The sequence below is a fragment of the Nitrosopumilus sp. b2 genome, from assembly GCF_014078535.1.
GTDB classification, from domain to species: domain Archaea; phylum Thermoproteota; class Nitrososphaeria; order Nitrososphaerales; family Nitrosopumilaceae; genus Nitrosopumilus; species Nitrosopumilus piranensis.
The window spans coordinates 124,666-143,576 of record NZ_MU078705.1 but is presented as its reverse complement, the minus strand read 5'-3'; the positions used below and the strand labels follow the sequence as shown (position 1 = coordinate 143,576).

The following is an 18,911-nucleotide window of genomic DNA, read 5'->3' as shown; positions in this document are numbered from 1 at the left end:
TTATTTTTTTGTGTTTTTTGGTTTTCTAGTCTTTGAAGAGCGCTTTGGTTTGGAAAGCATAGAAGACTGTTCTTTTACAATCTCTTTAAGTTCATTTTGTATCTCAAACAAAGTAGAGAGCAACTCCTCCAAGGCATTAGAGTATTTCTCATAGGTAGCAATCAATTCATTTTGTTTAGTATTTGCTTTTTGAAGGTATTCATTGGATCTAATAAGATTTGCAGTGTCAACTAATTCAGGAATATCAGATGAAGGATCACCTAATCGTGCCAAATCTGCTTGTGCTTGTTGTATTTGTTTACGAAGTTCATAGATGATTTCCCCTGCACCAATCTTTTTCAATATCAAAACACAAACTCCCAATAAATTAAAGATTTTCTAAAATACATATGAAACAATATGAAAAGTATGCACAAAAGTTAGTAGAAAATAAAAATAAACCATGTAGCACTCATTTTACATGATAAATGGTGTAAGGAGAATTTCTTGTATTTTATTTATCATGTTACTTGGAATGCAAAGTGTTGCAAATTTTTCATTTGCACAATCAGATGAAGAACCAGAAATTATGTTCAATCAAGCTATGAAGTATTTTTCTAATGGAGAATACAAACAAGCAATAACAATTTATGATAAAATACTTGAGAGTGCACCAAACAATATATCTACATTGAAGATGAAGGGAATTGCTCAAAGCAATCTTGGAGATCACACAAAATCTTTAGAACAATTTTTTAAAATTTTACAAGACAAACCTGATGATGTCATATCATTAACTGGAATGGGTGTAGGGTTTGGGAATTTAGGTGAATATCAAGAAGCATTAGCATATTTTGAAAAAGCTCTACAAGAAAAACCAGATAGCACCGTCATAAAAAATTACAAAGAATTTGTAGACAAAGTTGTTTCAAAATATCCATACACACCTACAGAAAAACCTGAAAGATTCGAAAGTCAGGAAATAATATCGATACCGGACTGGATAAAGCCAATAGCAAAATGGTGGTCAAATGACAGTATTGATGATTCAGAATTTGTTGCCGCATTACTATACATGATAAATAAAAAAATTATTCAGATACCATCAATTGAAACCCAAAATATTTCTGAAGAAAAGATACCTCAGTGGATAAAAAATAATGCAGGTTGGTGGGCAGACAATCAAATTGATGATGAATCATTTGTTCAAGGTATTCAATACATGATAAAAAATGGTTTAATTGTAATTGATATTGAAGAGACACCACAAAAAACACAAGAGGAATCAGACTATGAATTTTATCTATTTAAAAAATATCTAAGAGATATTAAAAATAACATTTCAAAAGAGACACGGTATATTGAATATTCAAATCCTAGTCAAGATGTAATTAAAAAATTTCTTAGAGACTATGTAAAATGGAATTTTGAAGAAGAAGTAAAAAAAGCTGCAAAAAACTTTCCAGATCCAACCTATGAAATTGTCAATGGAACGTACATCATATACTACAAAGTTTTCATTAATGAACAGCCTACAGGTCTTCCACTAGATCATGTAAGTACACTAAGTAATTCATTTGCATTTTGGGAAGAGCAAGAACTTATCACAAACGATCAAAAGGCAAAAATGAAATTTGAGATAACTGATTTAAAACATGAAGCAAATGTTTGGGTAACATGGGTAGTTAGAAATATCGGCGAAGGTGTCTTAGGACATGCACATCTTGGAAAAGGAGTGCTGGAAGTTACACTAGGGGATTACAATTGTGATGGAAGTTTTCAATTGTATGATGTTAAAAGTGTAGAGACGATAATGACTCATGAGCTGGGTCATTCTATAGGTTTGAAACATGTCCAAGATAAAACCAGCATAATGTATCCCTCATTCACACCATCATATGCATATTGTTTGTTAAGCTAAATTTTTGAAAAATTGTTGAAAAAACAGAATTAGCTTAACCTACACACAAATAACCGGTAGAAATCAGGTAAAATGGATAATAAGGTAATAAAAGAAATCCAAAGTATTATGCTTAGAAACCCAATGGTTACAGGTTCAAAATGTCCTGCCTGTGGCGATAAAAAAATGATTACAGATGAGAACACAGGTGAATTATTTTGCGGAAAATGCGGATTTGTTGTTTCAGACAAAATTGCAGATACTGGGGCAGAGTGGCGTTCTTTTTCAAATGATGAAGGAAACAAAGCAAGAACAGGTGCAGGAACATCACTTACAATGCACGACATGGGTCTGTCAACTGTAATTGGAGCAGCAAACAAAGATTCAACAGGAAAACCACTGTCTGCAAGTGTAAAGAGTTCAATTGAAAGATTACGAACTTGGGATAGCAGAAGTCAAGCACATTCTTCAGCAGATCGAAACCTAAGACAAGCACTAAATGAAATGGATAAACTAAAAGACAAATTAGCATTAACTGATGCAGTAATTGAAAAAGCTGCTTATATCTACAGAAAAGCAATGGAGAAAAAACTTGTCAGAGGGCGTTCAATTCAAGGGTTGGTGGCAGCATGTCTTTATGCATCATGTAGAAATACAGAGACCCCAAGAACACTAGACGATGTTGCAAAAGGAATCAACATTAGAAGAAAAGATGTTGCAAGATGTTATAGATTAATTTTCAGAGAGTTGGAATTAAAAATGCCAGTAGTTGATCCAGTGAAAGGAGTTTCTAGAATTGCTAGCATTGCAGAACTCAGTGAAAAAAGTAAACGAAAAGCAATTGCCATATTAAATGAAGCAAAGAAGATGGGAGTAGTTGCAGGAAAAGACCCAATGGGAATAGCTGCTGCCGCATTGTATCTTGCATGTATTAGTACTGGAGAGGTAAAATCACAAAAGGACATATCCATAGCATCAGGAGTAACAGAAGTTACCATTAGAAACAGATGTGCAGGATTAAGAAAAATAATTAATGATTAAGAAGTTATTTCTGAGATCTTTCAAATTCTAATTTATCCCAAGGAAATACAACATATTCATCATCATCAGTTTGTTTAGCATATACTAATTGTTCAGGGTATTTTTTTCCGCGTCGGGCATACAGGGTTACATAAACAAATTTTGAAGGAATATCAACTCGCTTAATGATTTTATTAAAAGTATTACCAGTATCAAAAATATCATCAACAAACAAAGAATTTGCAGATATGCTATTTTTATCAACATATATTTTTTTAATTCCCAACTGATCTGCTATTAGACGTGCAGGAATTAATCCACCCCTGCTAAGAGTGGTAATACTAGAAAAAGTTCGAGATGATTTTGTTATTTTTTGAGAGATGTTTTTTACAAGCAATTCAATTTCATGCCAATCTACTTCCTGAGACAATATTGTAAATTATGATGAGCAGAATTAAGTTGTTGTGATCAAAATGTTTTCATAGGAGATTTTTTAAGATTTTCAATAATTTTAAGGATGTTAAATGGTATTTTCCCAAAATCAATTTCTTTCTCACAAGACACTAACAGTACATCATCATTGGATAATGGAAAACTCATAACAATTACTTTATCACGATAAGACATAGAAAAATGAACTTGACCAAACTCTTTGTCAAATTCATGTCTCATTCTAACACGTAATGCCAATTCCATAAACATCATTTCATCTTGTTTTTGTGCCTCAAGCGAAAGCAAGCCTTCTTTCATTCCACCAGCAATCAAATGACCTCTACTATTGATGAGCCTAGCTGAGCGCATTTTAGGATCTAATTTTGTAATTTTTTGACAAATTTTCTCTAGTTCTTCTATGTTCTCCACTTGTCTAATTATGTAAGCGAACTATTTATTGCGATCTGTTTTAAAAGATGTCTATGCAATCAGAGTCCACTAAAGACATTACAGATTATTACAAACATCTTTCACTTTTCTGGACAGATATTGTGCATTTAATGTCAAGCAAACCACAAGCATTAGCATCAATTGGTCCAATGCGTGCTTTTGCCGCAAATTCTAAGAAAATATCAACTGAATTAATTGAAATTAATGAGGATTTGATGGAGTTTAACAAGCACCTAACAGAGTACTACAAACAACTAGCAGATACATGGAGTGATGCACAAAAAAAAGTCAATCTCAAAGCACCTGAAATTCCTCATGATGTTGAGCAAATGGAAGCAGTCAAAAGAATTTGGATTGATATTTTTGATAACGATTTTACAGAATTGTTTGATTCGGGAAAATTTGGAGAGAATTATGGTAAACTAGTTTCAAAAGAATTAGAATTAACAAAACATTGGAACAACATCACAAATGTAATACTACAATCTGTGAATCTTCCAAGTAAAGAAGAGATTGATGAAGTCTACAAAGAAATACATTCACTCAAAAAAAGAGTAGCAAAACTAGAATTAGAATTAAAGAAAAAAGAGATGAAGAAAAATGCAAAGTGAATCAAATGTAGATCCAAAAATAATTGAAGAGATTCTAAAATTTAGTAAAAATGTTATTGATGCACCAAAATTAGTAGCAGCTCCGGATGAAATTAGTTTGGAAGTAACTCCACATGATATTGTACAACAAATGGATAAAACTAGATTATTACATTACAAGCCAATTACTGAGAAACAACACAAAACTCCTTTGCTGATTTCATATGCATTAATTAACAGATATCATATTTTGGATATACATCCAGAAAAAAGTTGGGTGCGGAATTTACTTCAACAAGGATTTGATGTGTATATGCTTGATTGGGGAACACCGACTAGCATGGATAAATATTTAGATTTTGATGATTATGTTAATGGATATCTAGATACATATGTAGAATACATTAAAAACGAAACATCCACTGAAAAAATTTCATTGCAAGGATATTGTACTGGTGCAACAATTGCTACAACATATGCATCATTACATCCAGAAAGTGTAAAAAACTACATTGCCACTGCACCTGTAATTGATGGATGGCGTGATACCACAGTAATTAGTAATCTTGCAAAGCATATGGATGTGGATAAAATGGTAGAAATTATTGGAAACATGCCTCCAGAATTCATGTACTATTGTTTTTCAGTTCTCAAACCATTTGAACAAGGTATTGAAAAATATGTCAATTTTTTCAAAAATATTGAAAACAAGAAATTTGTAGATAGTTTCCTAAGAGTAGAAAAATGGTTGGGAGACACACCACCAATTCCAGGAGAATTATTCAGGCAGTGGATTAAAGATATCTACCAAGAAAATTTGCTTATTCAAAATAAAATGTATGTAGAAGGACAATTAGTGGATTTGAAAAAAATAGACATGCCAATTTTCACACAGGTAGCAGTAGGAGACCATTTAGTCTCACCTGAATGCAGCATGCCACTTCATTACGCGGTCGGAAGTGAAGACAAGACATTGCGAATGTACCCCACAGGCCATGTTGGGATGATTGCTAGTTCATTATCTCAGAAAAAGGTATTGCCTGAGCTGGGTCAATGGTTGGCTGAAAGATCATAAAAAAGGAAAAAAATTAAAAAAATAGATTCGCCACTAGTTGTTCTTTGTGGTGAATGCAGAAATCCAAGATTGTAGAATGTTTCTGTTTAACTCAGCAAATGATTTTGCGTTGTCATTAAAGGTCTTGATATTTTGTTGTGTTGCATCAATTGTTGCAAGTGTTACTTGGTTCTGAATTGATGTAGCCTTTACGATTTCTTCTGTTGTATCTTGCATTACTTTGATTGTTGCTTCAGGAATGTTTGCTGCAATACCTGCTTTCTTTGCAAATTGTTTTTGTAGTGAAAGGGTAGAATCTGCAATGTTTTCATAAGCCTGTATGAATTCCTGTTGTACATTTGTAATTGCTTGATGATATTGTGGTACTGATGTTCTAATACCGTTGAAGAATTTATCTACGTTTTGTTGATATACAGAAAATAGATCTTTTGGATTTGATTGTGCTTGTTCGTTCTTACTCAATTTTTCACCTCCCTAGCTTTTGATTTTTTTGCTATTGGAAGAACGATGACTTGAACCAAGTCACCTTCGCCTAATCCGAGGGCATTACGTTCTGCCTCTGGGATCGAAATTCTACCATTACTACTTACGGTAGTTTTGTATGCACCCCAATTCATAAAAGAAGGAAGCATTTGTCCAATGCTAAACATAGTATCCATACTTTTGTTTTGCATAGAAGACATGTTTTCCATCAAATTTGATTGAGCTTGTCTAGTAGTTTCAGAAACTTCTTTGAGAGTATCTAAAGGGTTGAATGTTTTGCTAGTTTGATTATTCATTAAAGCACCAAAATTTTTCATAAACTCTGCTTGAGCACGTCCACTTTTTTGTATCCAATCTTTGAACATTTCACTTGGATCATATTGGTTTGTATTACCACTCATAGGTAATGGTAGGAATTAAGTGGTATTTAAGTGCACCTAATTTGCCCCCAGAAAATCAAGTACCTTCTCTGAAAAAGTTTGAGGATCTTGAACATATGGAGTGTGTCCACATCCATCCATTCTAACAAAGCGGCAGTCCTTTAGAGAGGAAATAAAATCATCAGCGTATTGAATTGGGATTACTGGATCTTCACTGCCCCAAATTAACATGGTTTGAGTAGATATGGAAGGTAATTTTTTTGTGATGATTTCAGCATTTTTCAATCCAAGGATAGTAGACATAAATGCAAGTTTGGCATTTGGTAACTTCATTCTTTCAACAAAGTTATCGACAATTTTTTGATCGATGCTTTCACCAGAAGCCTCCATCATTTCAAATGCATTTTTTGCATTTTGCTCGTTAGGATATAGTGCAGCCATAATATACGCATCAAGTGCAGGAGTAGACTGCTTCATAACACCGGAGGGAGACACCAAGATTAGTTTGTCAACATCATTGGGATGCGATGCAGTAAATTCAGCAGATATTTGTCCTCCTAAAGAAGAACCAATCAAATAAGGGCAAGAGATGTTTGCAGTCAAGAAGAATTTTTCAAGAAAATTTGAAAAAAATTCTATTGTGTAATCAGCAAGTGGTTTATCACTATATCCAAATCCAATAAGATCAGGAATCATTACACGGAATTTTTCTGCAAAAATTGGCATTACTTGTTCCCATCTTTCAGCAGATGCCCCCAATCCATGGATAAGAACCAATGTTTTATCAAAATTTCCAGATTCTAAATAACGAATCTTGTTCCCATCGATTTCAAGAAATTTTTCATCCACTGTTTTAGCTTCAATTATTATCGGTAGATAAGTATTAGTTAATTTTGCGATCATCAAAAATTATGGTTTTTTAGAGAGTATTCAACAAAACAAATCATGCATTTTAGGAGCAAGTTACTAAAAATACACAATCAGAATTTAAATGCCATAAAATAACTTAGAATCCGTTCTTTTTGAAATATTTTTGATGGTATTCTTCTGCTTTGTAGAATGTAGGTGCAGGGTTAATTTCAGTGACTATGGGTTTGTCATATTTTCCAGAAGAATCAAGTTGTTGTTTTGATTTTTCTGCAATCTCTTTTTGTTTTTCATCATGATAGAAAATTGCAGAACGATATTGTATCCCCACATCAGGGCCTTGACGATTTAAACTGGTAGGATTATGGTTGTTCCAGAAGACATCTAAAAGTTCTTCATATGAAATTTCATTAGGATCGTATTCGACTTCAACAGCTTCAGCGTGTCCCGTTCTATCGGTGCATACTTCTTCATATGTAGGATTAGGTAAATTACCTCCAATGTATCCAACTTGTGTAGATTTTACACCTTTTGTTTTACTAAGCAAATCCTCAACATGCCAAAAACATCCAGCACCAAATGTCGCCTTCATAAAATTAGAAAAGTAATTTATCAAATTAAAACTATATGCTTAAAAAATTAGTTTATTACAAGTATTCCTTGTTCAATAAGAAATTTTAAAGAATTTATAAATTCATTATCAGAGATAATGTTTTGAGACCACCAATTAGCATTATTGCGAACCCAATCAGGGATTTTTTCAGCAGTAAGCGATTTTGATTCAGTCATTTCAGAAATTAAAATTATATCATTTTCTAGCATAAATTTAATTCCTTGAACAAACGTGTTATCATCAATTTCTTTTTCTGCCCACCATGAAGCATTATGTTTAATCCAAGGAGGAATTTTTTCTACAGGTCCTGTCAAACCTACAGCCTCATAGATAGATTGGTAATTAGGATAATTGTCATCAAACCATTTTTTGTATTTAGGTTCGTTGTTATAGCGTTCAACATAATGCCAAGGATCTTTTGAGACATCAACAAACGGGGCAATACCTAATTTTTTTGGTTCTGAAGATGTTTTTGGTTCTGAAGATGTTTTTGGTTCTGAAGATGTTTTTGGTTCTGAAGATGTTTTTGGTTCTGAAGATGTTTTTGGTTCTGAAGATGTTTTTGGTTCTGAAGATGTTTTTGGTTCTGAAGATGAAGTTGTAGATGGCAGGTCATTATTTGCAAACAAATATTGAAAATTGGTTTCAAATGTTGTCCCATAAGAAACTCGTAAAGTGTATGTACCTTCTTGAGTCCAACTGGTACCAGTTTTGAATGAAGCAGAAAAACTACCATCAGAATTAGGAATTTTTTGATCAACTGCAACAAAACCTGAATTGTCTGGAGGCAAAATTGTAATTATTACAGCAGGAAAATTTTCAGGATCATATTGAACATTTCCAGATACTTTAATGATATCACCTTCCATAAAAGAAGAATCACTTAAAGAAACATTATTGACAATTCCAAAAGCAGAAGAAAAAGGAAATAGAATCAAGATTGAAAAAACTGCACAATATCTAATCAACAATAAAAAAGATTTTTTTTAGGTATTAAAGAATTTATCAGAAATTAAAAGGTCAATTCACATCAGTAAAGATTTCAACCACTTTTTTTGCTAAATTTTCGATATTGGCTGTCGGCTCTGCAGAAATCAGCAATAATATCTGCGTAATAGGAAATGGGAAACTCACTAAAACAGCCTTATCTCGTCTTGCGGCAAGATAATTAATTGGTCCCAAACTTTCATCATATTCTTTTCTTATAGATGCCTTTGATACAAATTCCAAAAATGATTGTAATCGTGTTTCATCACCTTCATGAGGAGTCAATCCTTCCTTGAATCCACCTGCAATAAGCTGTCCAGCTTTATCAACTATACCGGCAAAACGAATCTCAGATTCTTTTAGTAATTTATCACATTTTTCACCATATAATTTCAAAACTCCTTCAGAACTAGACATTATAAAATAATTCAAGATATCAAAAATAAAAACCTAGTCAATTATTCATATTGAAAATCTTCCAAATTGGTCACAAAGTTAACAAGTTTTTACATGAAATTAATAAGCAAAAACTGAAAATTGAAAATGTTGAAAATAACAATATTTTTAATTTTAGCAATTATAATATTAGGAAGTTTTAGTGTACAAGATGTCTTTGCACATCTATCTGATTTTTCAGTAAAACACCTGAAGATATTTTGAAATTCTGTGAATTTTTTTATGAGTAATATGAATCGGTTGGGTAAGATACACTTGTAGATATACATCCCCAATATCCAAATATTAGAGCATGTAGGATTTTATACAATCATGGAGCAGTGAACATCAAGCAAGAGAATTGTGCTTTTTGCAAAAATAGAAAAATATCTCGGAGATTCTAGTTTTCTAAAAGAAAGACACATCACAGAGTTCACTACAATGCCACATGAGGTAATAACAGACACAAAAAGATGGGCAGATGGGAAATACAAAGATAGCCTATAGCCATATGGAGTTAGGGCGTTAATCGATAATAACATAATTTCTCCAAAAATAATATACAATGTTAGTCAGAGATCATGTGTCGAAGGCATATGTGCAAAAGAAACAGATTATGTAACTTACTCATACACAAGCAAATATGGAAACACAGTAACAGAAAAGTTTGAAGTTAAAAAAATTGATGATGATGGAATTATGATTGATTCAAAAATTGTTTCATAAAAAGGCATAGGAAATTATCAATTTTTACTTGATGAAGATTTAGGAATTCCTGTTGAAGAAAATTTCCGCATGGTGGAAAACAAGTATCGTGTGGTTTATAGACGGATTAACTTCTGAAGATGAATATATTCAAGCCTTATACTACATGATTGAAAAGAATACTCATTGTGTAGTATCGGAAATACATTTTAGAAGTACATAATCAATAATTTTTTTTTCAGATGCCTCTTTCATTTTAATAATTGATTTGTATAATATGTTTTCAACATAGTTTGGATATTTTTTTAAAATAGATTTTTTAATTTCCTCCCTATTTCTGATATAATAGTCTGCAAGTGGATCATATACAGAATTTCCTATTAGTTGTTCATTTTCAATTATAAATCCATGTGAATGAATAATTTTTTTTATATCATTTAAGGAATAGTGTTCTGAAGACCAAGTAAATTTTAGCATACCTAAGTCTTTGATAGAAGAATTTCCAAGAGTTACAGGAATAGCCATTACAAGTAATCCAGAATTTGCCAATATTCTTTTTGATTCAAAAATAAAATCAGAAAATGGCTTAAAGTGCTGTGCAGACTCTAATGCTAAAACACGATCTACAGAATTATTTGCAAAAGGTAGTTTGGTTGAGGAAGAGTTTAACAATTCAATTTTCTGTTTCTTTCCAAATAAAAGTTGGGAATAATTGATATTTACATCATACAAATGGAGGTTTGGAAATTTTTGTTGCCAAAGATGAGAAGGGTCAGACAAGCCACTCCCTACATCAACAACATGTCTTGCAGATGAAAGTTCAGCTAGATTTGCAAAAACCATGCAGAGGTTTTTCTGAGCAGTAAGTGGTTCAGAGTGTTCGGAGGACCAATAACCAAAATTTAGCATATTTCCACCAGTGGCAAGCTGCATAATCGGAGACAGTGTATTGTAGAGATTTACAATGTCCTTTTCATTTCTACGAAAAGTCCACAAAAACACATCAAAAGGATTTATCGATATCAAAAATAAATTCAAAATTAATTGAATAGAGTCATATTAATTTCTAGGGTAGGCCTTCAGAATCTTCAGCACAGTGTTTGTGCACCCATTTTTCATCCTTATTTTTTGATATCTCTTTTCCAGGTTGAATCTTATCACCACAAGAGACACAAGATGTTGCAAATTTTGCTTTCATGTGTTTTGATTAATCATGGGTAGATAAATCAAATATGTTGCAAACAGTGTTAGCTAATGATTAACATGTTTTATAAATTTGAAATAATTAATTAAATTATGGGGGATTCAGAAATCTCATCAAAAATTATTCTTGCAAAATGGTCAGATAGGTTCTTTGCATGGTTGATTGATTTTATCATTGTTTCATCAATTTCAACTGGAATTATTTTTGCAGTATTTGGAAATATAGATTATAAATTTGATGAAGGAACTTTTTGGGCAGAAAATACTCAATACATTCCAACTAGCATCATATTTTTTGTTTATTGGACAGTTTTGGAATACAAAACAGGTCAGACAATTGGTAAGAAAATTCTTAATTTGAAAAGTACAGACGTTTATGGGAAAAATCTAAACTTAAAAGGGGTTTTAATTAGTAGTTTTGGAAAATCGTTTTTACTACCATTTGATGTTGTGCTGGGATGGATTTTGACCAATCAAAAAAGGCAAAGAATTTTCAACAGATTGGGAGACACTTTAGTTGTAAAGATTAAAAATACACAAGATTCATCAGATATCATATATTTGAAAGATTAAAGAGGTCAGATTTTCTTGAATTGTTACTTTGAAGAATTAACCAACAGATCTATTAGCAACCTTTGATCTGTTCTCTTGATGTCAAACAGCCAAAAGGATTGGTGGGTTGGATTACCAAAAGAGCTTCAAAATGACATAGAATTAGAAGAATAAAGCACCAAACCATCTAAGACAGAGGTAAAGTGATTGTAAAAGTAGCAGGTTTGTTACTTACAGAAACAGTACCCCATGTTGTTCAACATACTATTACAGATGACTAGTCCCAAATTCTCAGAAAAGCATCAGAGTATTTTGAAAAAATAATTCAAACATTTGAATAGAAAAATAATTATTAAAAAATAATCACAGCATCATGCGGTTGTATGTTATTTTAGATTACAAAGTGAATAATGATGTATAGTTTTCACTAGGAAATTTCAAATCATAAATTCTATAGCTTTCGCTAAGCATGATTAAAAATGAAATCATCGTACAAGTCGTGTATATTCCACTTTTGATGAATGAAATGATTCATCGCGCATAGTCTCTATGTAAGTGGCTGAACCGATGTGTTGGTCTATTAGTAAAGGCTGGCTCACCACTCGCCGAAGCTTGTGATCTACACCACCTTCCTATCAACGCAGTCTTCTGCTGCCGACCTTCATCTTACGAAAGAATAACTTGTCTCGGGATAGGATTCGTGCTTAGATGCTTTCAGCACTTAGCCTAAACGGCTTAGCTGCCCGGCCTGCCTTGTCAGACAACCGGTAAACCAGTGGCCACGCTGCTCTGTTCCTCTCGTACTCGGAGCAACTTCCCCTCAGTTATTCACGCTTCCATCAGGCAGAGACCGACCTGTCTCACGACGGTCTAAACCCAGCTCATGTTCCCTTTTAATAGGCGAGCAGCCTCACCCTTGGCCCCTGCTGCAGGACCAGGATAGGAAAAGCCGACATCGAGGTACCAAACCGCGGGGTCGATAGGAGCTCTCGCCCGCGACGAGCCTGTTATCCCTGGGGTAATTTTTCTGTCACCTCCGGGCCCCAATAGTGGGCACACGAAGGATCGCTAAGCCAGACTTTCGTCTATGAATTCCGTGCGTTTGGAAATCCATTCAGTCGAGTTTTTGGCTTTGCCCTCTTCAACGGATTTCTGCCCCGTTTGAACTCAACTTTGGGCCCCTTTGATATCTTTTCAAAGGGGTGCCGCCCCAGCCGAACTGCCCACCTGCACGTGTCTCCGGTCTTCACTGGATAAGTGGTACTGCAAAAAGAGTCTGGTGTTACATCGTTGCTTCTCAACACCCCGGAGAGTGTTAAGCATGGCTCCCAGATACCCTGTGCAATTCTTACTATACCACAAGCACAAGCTGCAGTAAAACTCCACGGGGTCTTCTCTCCCCGATGGAAGGCGATGGACTGTTCGTCCACCTTATGTGGCTTCACCGGGTTGTAGGCGGGGACAGTGGGGCTCTCGTTGTTCCATTCATGCGCGTCGGAACTTACCCGACAAGGCATTTGGCTACCTTAAGAGAGTCAGAGTTACTCCCGGCGTTAACCGGCCCTTAGCTCGGTTGAACCCAAGTTTTAGGTACCGGCACCGGCCAGGATTCAGCGACTATACAAATCCTTTCGGACTAGCAGTCGCCTGTGTTTTTATTAAACAGTCGAAACCCCCTTGTCATTGCAACCTGCGGTCCCCATTCCTCATGAAGATCGCAGGCATCCCTTATACCTAAGCTACAGGACTAATTTGCCGAATTCCCTCGCCATACGGTATACCCGTAGCACCTTAGCTTACTAAGCCAGCGCACCTGTGTCGGTTCTGGGTACGAGCTTGCACTTTGCTAACTACACAGTCTTTCATGGTCTCCTGGAATCGAGAAAACTCCGCTAACGCGAAGCCATTCCTACCTCGAACTGGTTCTCGTCATTACGACACTCCCCAATTCTCGAATAGTTAGATACAACGACGATTGTACAATCCCTATCCGGAAGCGAACCATATAGCTCAAACGCTCAATGCAAGGTACTAGAATATTAACTAGTTTCCCATTCGGTGTACTCTGTTGAGGTACATCTTAGGATCGACTACCTCCAGGCTGATAACGCATTGCCTGGAAACCCTTGCGCTTACGGTGGTATGGATTCTCACCATACTATGCTGTTACTGCCGCCAGGATCTGCAATAGAAACCGGTCCACAGGACGTCACCGCCCTGCTTCGACCCAATCACTACGCCAACCTACCACGAATCATCCACTGATGATTATCTAAAGTATCGGTACTTTGCTTTAGCCCCGTCCGTTTTTGAGGCATCCCCCCTCGGCAGGTAAGTTGTTACACACTTTTTAAAGGATAGCTGCTTCTGAGCTTACCTCCCTGCTGTCTTGGCGAGAACACGCTCTTTAGCTTGACACTTAGCAAAAATTTGGGGACCTTAACTTCAGTCTGGGTTAAACCCCTTTCGGTCATGAGCCTTACGCCACATGAACCCGTGTCCTTGCTTCTACGATGTATATCCGTTCGGAGTTTGAATGAGCGGTGAGGGATTTCTCCCCCGCGCCGCTCTATCAGTGCTCTACCGGAAACACTATCTCCACAAAGCACGCCCTGCGAGACGCTTCGGTTGGAACTAGCGAGCGCCAGTCTAGATTGGTTTTTGACCCCTATTCCCAGGTCACAACAACGATTTGCACGTCAGAACGTCTTAAGACCTCCAGCGGGCTTTCGCCCGCCTTCATCTAGCCCAGGAATAGATCGACTGGCTTCTAGCCTAGCCGCCATGACTCTACGCACTTTCACACGCTTCTCCTCACAATGCTGCGAGAACTCGGTTTCCCTTCGCCTACACCTTTACAGGTTTAAGCTTGCCATGACAGTTAGCTCCCTGGCCCGTGTTTCGAGACGGAACGCATGACACTGATGACTTGAACATCAAATCTTCAACTCTATTGCTAGAATCTCCAAAATGAAAAAATCACCTTCCATGCCATGCACGTCTGTAAGTAATAGGTTTCATGCACTTTTCGCCCCCCTTCCGGGGTACTTTTCAGCTTTCCCTCACGGTACTAGTCCACTATCGGTCTTGAGAGATATTTAGCCTCGGATGCTACTTTCACCCATATTCATTGCCCACTACCAAGGACAACTACTCGGGTATGAATAGGACTCTTCCCATTTCGCTTACGGGGATATCACCCTCTATGTCAGTACTTTTCAGAACATTTCAGCTGTGTTTCAAGATTCCATATTATCATACCAAAACACCACATCTCCCGAAGGATTCAGTTTGGGCTCTTTCCTTTTCGATCGCCTCTACTTGGGAAATCTCAATTGATTTCTTTTCCACGTGGTACTAAGATGCTTCAATTCCCACGGTTCGACTTCCAATACTAGTGTACTGGAATGCACAAAAGTGCAAGATTCTCATTCGGACATCTCGGGATCATAGGATGCGTGCGCCTACCCCGAGCTTATCGCAGCTTGCCACGTCCTTCATCTCTCCTCAAGCCTAGCAATCCACCTATTACCGTCTTTACACCGGCAAATTCAGCCACATATTACACGACTATGCACGACGATCATTGCGAATCCCCTGGCAGGGACCCGCTACATCCTTCATACACCACTTTCGTGATGCATTGCATCGATGATTTGATGTGAAGATTAGTGCATCCGTACACTTTCCTTATCTAAGGAGGTGATCCGACCGCAGGTTCCCCTACGGTCACCTTGTTACGACTTTTCCCTTGTCACGAACCTCAAGTTCGATAACGCCAATCAGACGTCACCTCGCTAAAAGCTCACTTCAATGAAACGACGGGCGGTGTGTGCAAGGAGCAGGGACGTATTCACCGCGCGATAATGACACGCAGTTACTAGGGATTCCATATTCGTGAGGGCGAGTTGCAGCCCTCAGTCATAACTGTGGTAACGTTTGAGGATTACCTCATCCTTTCGGATTCGAAACCCATTGTCGTTACCATTGCAGCCCGCGTGTGGCCCCAGAGTTTCGGGGCATACTGACCTGCCGTGGCCCCTTCCTTCCTCCGCATTAACTGCGGCGGTCCCGCTAATTCGCCCCACTACTCCTGAGAGTAATGGTGGCAACTAGAGGCAGGGATCTCGCTCGTTACCTGACTTAACAGGACATCTCACGGCACGAGCTGGCGACGGCCATGCACCACCTCTCAGCTTGTCTGGTAAAGTCTTCAGCTTGACCTTCATTCTGCTGTCTCTCCGGGTAAGATTTCTGGCGTTGACTCCAATTGAACCGCAGGCTTCACCCCTTGTGGTGCTCCCCCGCCAATTCCTTTAAGTTTCATACTTGCGTACGTACTTCCCAGGCGGCAAACTTAACGGCTTCCCTGCAGCACTGCATTGGCCACAAGCCAATGCATCACTGAGTTTGCATAGTTTACAGCTGGGACTACCCGGGTATCTAATCCGGTTTGCTCCCCCAGCTTTCATCCCTCACCGTCGGACGTGTTCTGGTAGACCGCCTTCGCCACAGGTGGTCATCAATAGATCAAAGGATTTTACCCCTTCCTACCGAGTACCGTCTACCTCTCCCACTCCCTAGCTCTGCAGTATTCCCGGCAGCCTATACGTTGAGCGTATAGATTTAACCGAAAACTTACAGAGCCGGCTACGGATGCTTTAGGCCCAATAATCATCCTGACCACTTGAGGTGCTGGTTTTACCGCGGCGGCTGACACCAGAACTTGCCCACCCCTTATTCAACAGTGTTTCTAGGACTGTCAAAAGGTTCGTTTAGCACAAACCACTCGGATTAACCTTGTCGTGCTTTCGCACATTGCAAAGTTTTCTCGCCTGCTGCGCCCCATAGGGCCTGGGTCCGTGTCTCAGTACCCATCTCCGGGCTACTCCTCTCAGAGCCCGTACCTGTAATAGTCTTGGTGGGCCATTACCTCACCAACAAACTGATAGGCCGCAGTCCCATCCTACGGCGATAAATCATTTGGAACACAAACCATTCCAGATATAGTGTTCTATCGGGCATTATACTCAGTTTCCCGAGGTTATTCCCGTCCATAGGGTAGGTTGACTACGCGTTACTGAGCCGTCTGCCTTGTATTACTACAATGACTCGCATGGCTTAGTATCAATCCGATAGCAGTCAGGTCCGGCAGGATCAACCGGATTCTGAAATTTTTGATTTTGATTATTGAAGTACATTTGTACTTTAATTGGAATTGACGGATGCACATAATCTTCACATCTCAGATATTGATCACTTGATCAAATCCTCATTTTTGTATGCGTAACTGGAGGCCCATGAATCACAAAATGGCATAATACCATACTTCATCACAAGCGCCGCCTATTGCGTTACGTATGCAAAAGGTCAACACCTCAGAATCCATATAAACCATGCGTAAAATTATACCTGATCGGGGCTATTTGTTGTAAAAATTACAATGTTTCAACGTTGCAAAACTATATAGTTTTCAAAAATTTGTGCCAGATGACTACGCCATTTTCAATAGTTAAAATGATAGAAGCGAATTTGTGAATTTGGTTTTGGATTATACTAAAGAGTACAAAAAGAAAACTCCTGCATCAGCTAAACTATTTGCAAAATCAGCAAAGATGCATATCAATGGCGTTTCTCATAACATAAGATTTTATGAACCATATCCATTTGTTGTAAAAAAATCTTTAGGAAAAAATTTGATTGATGTTGATTCAAACAAGTATACAGATTACTGGATGGGTCATTGGGCTTTGATTCTAGGACACGGTCCAAAAGGAGTTAAAAAGAATCTACAAAAACAGATTGAGAAATCTTGGATGTATGGAACAGTAAATGAGCAGACCATCTTACTGTCTGAACTAATATCAAAAGCAGTTTCAGTAGCTGAGAAGATTCGTTATGTCACATCTGGAACTGAAGCTACAATGTATGCAGTAAGATTAGCCCGCTCTGTAACTGGGAAAAAAATTATTGCAAAGATTGATGGTGGATGGCACGGATATACTTCTGATTTACTAAAATCTGTGAACTGGCCGTTTTCAGAGTCTGAAAGTAGTGGTGTTGTAAATGAAGAGCAGATTATATCAATTCCATACAATGATTTGGTAAAATCACTTTCTATTTTGAAAAAATATTGCAAGGAATTAGCTGGTGTAATTATAGAGCCAGTTCTAGGTGGTGGAGGATGTATTCCAGCTGATGTTGATTACTTGAAAGGTGTACAGGAGTTTTGTAAAAAGAACAATTCGTTATTTATTTTAGATGAGATTGTTACTGGATTTAGATTTAGATTTGGGTGCCTATACCCTACAATGAAGCTTGATCCTGACATTGTAACTTTGGGAAAAATTGTAGGAGGGGGAATGGCAATTGGTGTGATGTGTGGCAAAAAGGAAATCATGGAGTATGCAGATACCACTGGAAAGAAAAAGTCAGAGAGAAGTTATGTTGGTGGAGGTACGTTTTCTGCAAATCCTGCCTCAATGGTGGCAGGTTTTTCTACACTATCTGAGTTGAAAAGTAAAAAATCAATTTATTCTAAAATTAACTCTATTGGGAAATATGCAAGAAAAGAGATTACCAAAACATTTGATGGTAAGGTTGCAGTTACTGGAAAGGGTTCATTGTTTATGACTCATTTTCTAAAAGACGGAATTACTGAAATTACAAACTCATCTCAGGCTGCAAAATGCGATGGGGAATTATTGGCAAAGTATCACTTTAAGATGATAGCCCATGATGGAATATTTTTCTTACCAGGAAAACTTGGCGCAATATCAGATGCACATTCAAAGTCAGATATCAAAAAGATGGTAAAGGCATCTGAGGACTTTATTTATTAGAGTCATTTGGAAAGAATTCTGACTTCCAAGCCTTTAGTTTTCGGAAAATTTCTAGATATTCTTTTGACTTTACAGTGATGTGTATGTGGGCATACAGTTCTCCAAACTGACACTCAAATATCATTCTGCACTCGTCTTTGAAGAAGGGTACAGAGATTCCAATCTTGATTAATTTTGAGAACTCAAAATCTTGGATTTGAATTATATTTTCTTTGATGGTTATTTGTTTGGGACTTGAATTTTTGGAGATGGTCTCATCTAATTTCTTTTTGACTTCATCACTCCACAAGGGAGTATCATGGGGCCACCTGTGAACAAACACTTTTTCAGCTAGAAATGAAATTTCAGACAACACCAGAACTAATTTTCATGTTTTTATAAAATAAGTGATTTTACAA

19 protein-coding genes and 2 rRNA genes are annotated in these 18,911 nt (G+C 37.0%); 7 read left to right on the top strand and 14 right to left on the bottom strand.

The window, feature by feature from the left end; translation table 11 throughout:
• Positions 1–342 carry a hypothetical protein gene (locus C6989_RS08585; RefSeq protein ID WP_148703226.1) on the bottom strand — a complete coding sequence of 114 codons (342 nt, stop codon included), beginning with the start codon at positions 340–342 and terminating at the stop codon, positions 1–3.
• Between the two features lie 118 nt (positions 343–460).
• On the opposite strand from C6989_RS08585, the gene C6989_RS08580 reads away from it, so the two are divergent.
• Positions 461–1,900, top strand: coding sequence for a M57 family metalloprotease (locus C6989_RS08580; RefSeq protein ID WP_182126909.1), 1,440 nt, complete (start codon positions 461–463; stop codon positions 1,898–1,900).
• Between the two features lie 108 nt (positions 1,901–2,008).
• Positions 2,009–2,920, top strand: a complete 912-nt coding sequence (locus C6989_RS08575) for a transcription initiation factor IIB (RefSeq protein WP_148704147.1) — start codon at positions 2,009–2,011, stop codon at positions 2,918–2,920.
• A gap of 4 nt (positions 2,921–2,924) precedes the next feature.
• Here the strand turns inward: C6989_RS08575 and C6989_RS08570 are convergent, their stop codons facing one another.
• Together C6989_RS08570 and C6989_RS08565 are read right to left on the bottom strand one after the other, a co-directional pair.
• Positions 2,925–3,332, bottom strand: a complete 408-nt coding sequence (locus C6989_RS08570) for a phosphoribosyltransferase (protein WP_148703225.1) — start codon at positions 3,330–3,332, stop codon at positions 2,925–2,927.
• A 35-nt stretch (positions 3,333–3,367) separates the two neighbouring features.
• Positions 3,368–3,760 (bottom strand): DUF6659 family protein, encoded by a 393-nt coding sequence (locus C6989_RS08565; RefSeq protein WP_148703224.1) that lies wholly within the window; start codon positions 3,758–3,760, stop codon positions 3,368–3,370.
• Between the two features lie 53 nt (positions 3,761–3,813).
• Here C6989_RS08565 and C6989_RS08560 point away from each other — a divergent pair, with 53 nt between their 5' ends.
• Together C6989_RS08560 and phaC are read left to right on the top strand one after the other, a co-directional pair.
• Complete coding sequence (locus C6989_RS08560) at positions 3,814–4,392, top strand: poly(R)-hydroxyalkanoic acid synthase subunit PhaE (RefSeq protein ID WP_148703223.1); 579 nt, start codon at positions 3,814–3,816, stop codon at positions 4,390–4,392.
• Positions 4,382–5,446 carry a class III poly(R)-hydroxyalkanoic acid synthase subunit PhaC gene (gene phaC, locus C6989_RS08555; protein ID WP_148703222.1) on the top strand — a complete coding sequence of 355 codons (1,065 nt, stop codon included), beginning with the start codon at positions 4,382–4,384 and terminating at the stop codon, positions 5,444–5,446. Before C6989_RS08560 ends, phaC begins: the two co-directional genes overlap by 11 nt.
• A gap of 33 nt (positions 5,447–5,479) precedes the next feature.
• On the opposite strand, the gene C6989_RS08550 is transcribed toward phaC, so the two are convergent.
• The 6 genes from C6989_RS08550 to C6989_RS08525 form a co-directional block, all read right to left on the bottom strand.
• Positions 5,480–5,908, bottom strand: coding sequence for a hypothetical protein (locus C6989_RS08550; protein WP_148703221.1), 429 nt, complete (start codon positions 5,906–5,908; stop codon positions 5,480–5,482).
• Positions 5,905–6,330 carry an AbrB/MazE/SpoVT family DNA-binding domain-containing protein gene (locus C6989_RS08545; RefSeq protein ID WP_148703220.1) on the bottom strand — a complete coding sequence of 142 codons (426 nt, stop codon included), beginning with the start codon at positions 6,328–6,330 and terminating at the stop codon, positions 5,905–5,907. The genes C6989_RS08550 and C6989_RS08545 overlap by 4 nt, the downstream gene beginning before the upstream one ends.
• A 36-nt stretch (positions 6,331–6,366) precedes the next feature.
• Positions 6,367–7,212, bottom strand: a complete 846-nt coding sequence (locus C6989_RS08540; RefSeq protein WP_148703219.1) for an alpha/beta fold hydrolase — start codon at positions 7,210–7,212, stop codon at positions 6,367–6,369.
• Positions 7,213–7,315: 103 nt separating this feature from the next.
• Positions 7,316–7,768 (bottom strand): peptide-methionine (S)-S-oxide reductase MsrA, encoded by a 453-nt coding sequence (gene msrA / locus C6989_RS08535; RefSeq protein ID WP_148703218.1) that lies wholly within the window; start codon positions 7,766–7,768, stop codon positions 7,316–7,318.
• 47 nt (positions 7,769–7,815) lie between these two features.
• A complete protein-coding gene (locus tag C6989_RS08530; protein WP_182126908.1) occupies positions 7,816–8,727 on the bottom strand; it encodes a hypothetical protein in 912 nt (303 codons plus the stop codon).
• Between the two features lie 82 nt (positions 8,728–8,809).
• Positions 8,810–9,193, bottom strand: a complete 384-nt coding sequence (locus C6989_RS08525) for a DUF6659 family protein (RefSeq protein ID WP_148703216.1) — start codon at positions 9,191–9,193, stop codon at positions 8,810–8,812.
• 381 nt (positions 9,194–9,574) lie between these two features.
• Between C6989_RS08525 and C6989_RS08520 the strand changes: the two genes are divergently transcribed.
• Positions 9,575–9,718, top strand: a complete 144-nt coding sequence (locus C6989_RS08520; RefSeq protein ID WP_182126907.1) for a hypothetical protein — start codon at positions 9,575–9,577, stop codon at positions 9,716–9,718.
• 381 nt (positions 9,719–10,099) lie between these two features.
• Here C6989_RS08520 and C6989_RS08515 read toward each other — a convergent pair whose 3' ends face one another.
• Both C6989_RS08515 and C6989_RS10280 read right to left on the bottom strand, forming a co-directional pair.
• Entirely contained in the window at positions 10,100–10,954 is an 855-nt protein-coding gene (locus C6989_RS08515) for a methyltransferase domain-containing protein (protein ID WP_255464683.1), read from the bottom strand.
• 28 nt (positions 10,955–10,982) lie between these two features.
• Positions 10,983–11,114 (bottom strand): hypothetical protein, encoded by a 132-nt coding sequence (locus C6989_RS10280; protein WP_255430772.1) that lies wholly within the window; start codon positions 11,112–11,114, stop codon positions 10,983–10,985.
• Between the two features lie 98 nt (positions 11,115–11,212).
• On the opposite strand from C6989_RS10280, the gene C6989_RS08510 reads away from it, so the two are divergent.
• The gene (locus C6989_RS08510) at positions 11,213–11,692 is read left to right on the top strand and encodes an RDD family protein (protein WP_182126906.1); all 480 of its coding nucleotides are present in this window, start codon (positions 11,213–11,215) and stop codon (positions 11,690–11,692) included.
• Between the two features lie 539 nt (positions 11,693–12,231).
• Here the strand turns inward: C6989_RS08510 and C6989_RS08505 are convergent.
• Together C6989_RS08505 and C6989_RS08500 are read right to left on the bottom strand one after the other, a co-directional pair.
• A 23S ribosomal RNA gene (locus C6989_RS08505) occupies positions 12,232–15,221 on the bottom strand.
• A gap of 147 nt (positions 15,222–15,368) precedes the next feature.
• Positions 15,369–16,839: ribosomal RNA gene (locus C6989_RS08500) — 16S ribosomal RNA — on the bottom strand.
• Together the 16S and 23S rRNA genes form the textbook arrangement of a ribosomal RNA operon.
• A 372-nt stretch (positions 16,840–17,211) precedes the next feature.
• Here C6989_RS08500 and C6989_RS08495 point away from each other — a divergent pair.
• Positions 17,212–18,513 carry an aspartate aminotransferase family protein gene (locus tag C6989_RS08495; protein WP_148704144.1) on the top strand — a complete coding sequence of 434 codons (1,302 nt, stop codon included), beginning with the start codon at positions 17,212–17,214 and terminating at the stop codon, positions 18,511–18,513.
• Here the strand turns inward: C6989_RS08495 and C6989_RS08490 are convergent.
• Entirely contained in the window at positions 18,503–18,868 is a 366-nt protein-coding gene (locus tag C6989_RS08490; RefSeq protein WP_255464682.1) for a hypothetical protein, read from the bottom strand. The two genes, C6989_RS08495 and C6989_RS08490, sit on opposite strands and share 11 nt — an antisense overlap.
• Positions 18,869–18,911: the final 43 nt, after the last annotated feature.

Excerpts from the sequence above, each read along its gene's own strand:
- C6989_RS08580 (WP_182126909.1), top strand. The coding sequence starts at position 461 with ATGATAAATGGTGTAAGGAGAATTTCTTGTATTTTATTTATCATGTTA.
- C6989_RS08575 (WP_148704147.1), top strand. The coding sequence starts at position 2,009 with ATGCTTAGAAACCCAATGGTTACAGGTTCAAAATGTCCTGCCTGTGGC.
- C6989_RS08560 (WP_148703223.1), top strand. The coding sequence starts at position 3,814 with ATGCAATCAGAGTCCACTAAAGACATTACAGATTATTACAAACATCTT.
- phaC (WP_148703222.1), top strand. The coding sequence starts at position 4,382 with ATGCAAAGTGAATCAAATGTAGATCCAAAAATAATTGAAGAGATTCTA.
- C6989_RS08545 (WP_148703220.1), bottom strand. The coding sequence starts at position 6,330 with ATGAGTGGTAATACAAACCAATATGATCCAAGTGAAATGTTCAAAGAT.
- C6989_RS08540 (WP_148703219.1), bottom strand. The coding sequence starts at position 7,212 with ATGATCGCAAAATTAACTAATACTTATCTACCGATAATAATTGAAGCT.
- msrA (WP_148703218.1), bottom strand. The coding sequence starts at position 7,768 with ATGAAGGCGACATTTGGTGCTGGATGTTTTTGGCATGTTGAGGATTTG.
- C6989_RS08525 (WP_148703216.1), bottom strand. The coding sequence starts at position 9,193 with ATGTCTAGTTCTGAAGGAGTTTTGAAATTATATGGTGAAAAATGTGAT.
- C6989_RS10280 (WP_255430772.1), bottom strand. The coding sequence starts at position 11,114 with ATGAAAGCAAAATTTGCAACATCTTGTGTCTCTTGTGGTGATAAGATT.
- C6989_RS08510 (WP_182126906.1), top strand. The coding sequence starts at position 11,213 with ATGGGGGATTCAGAAATCTCATCAAAAATTATTCTTGCAAAATGGTCA.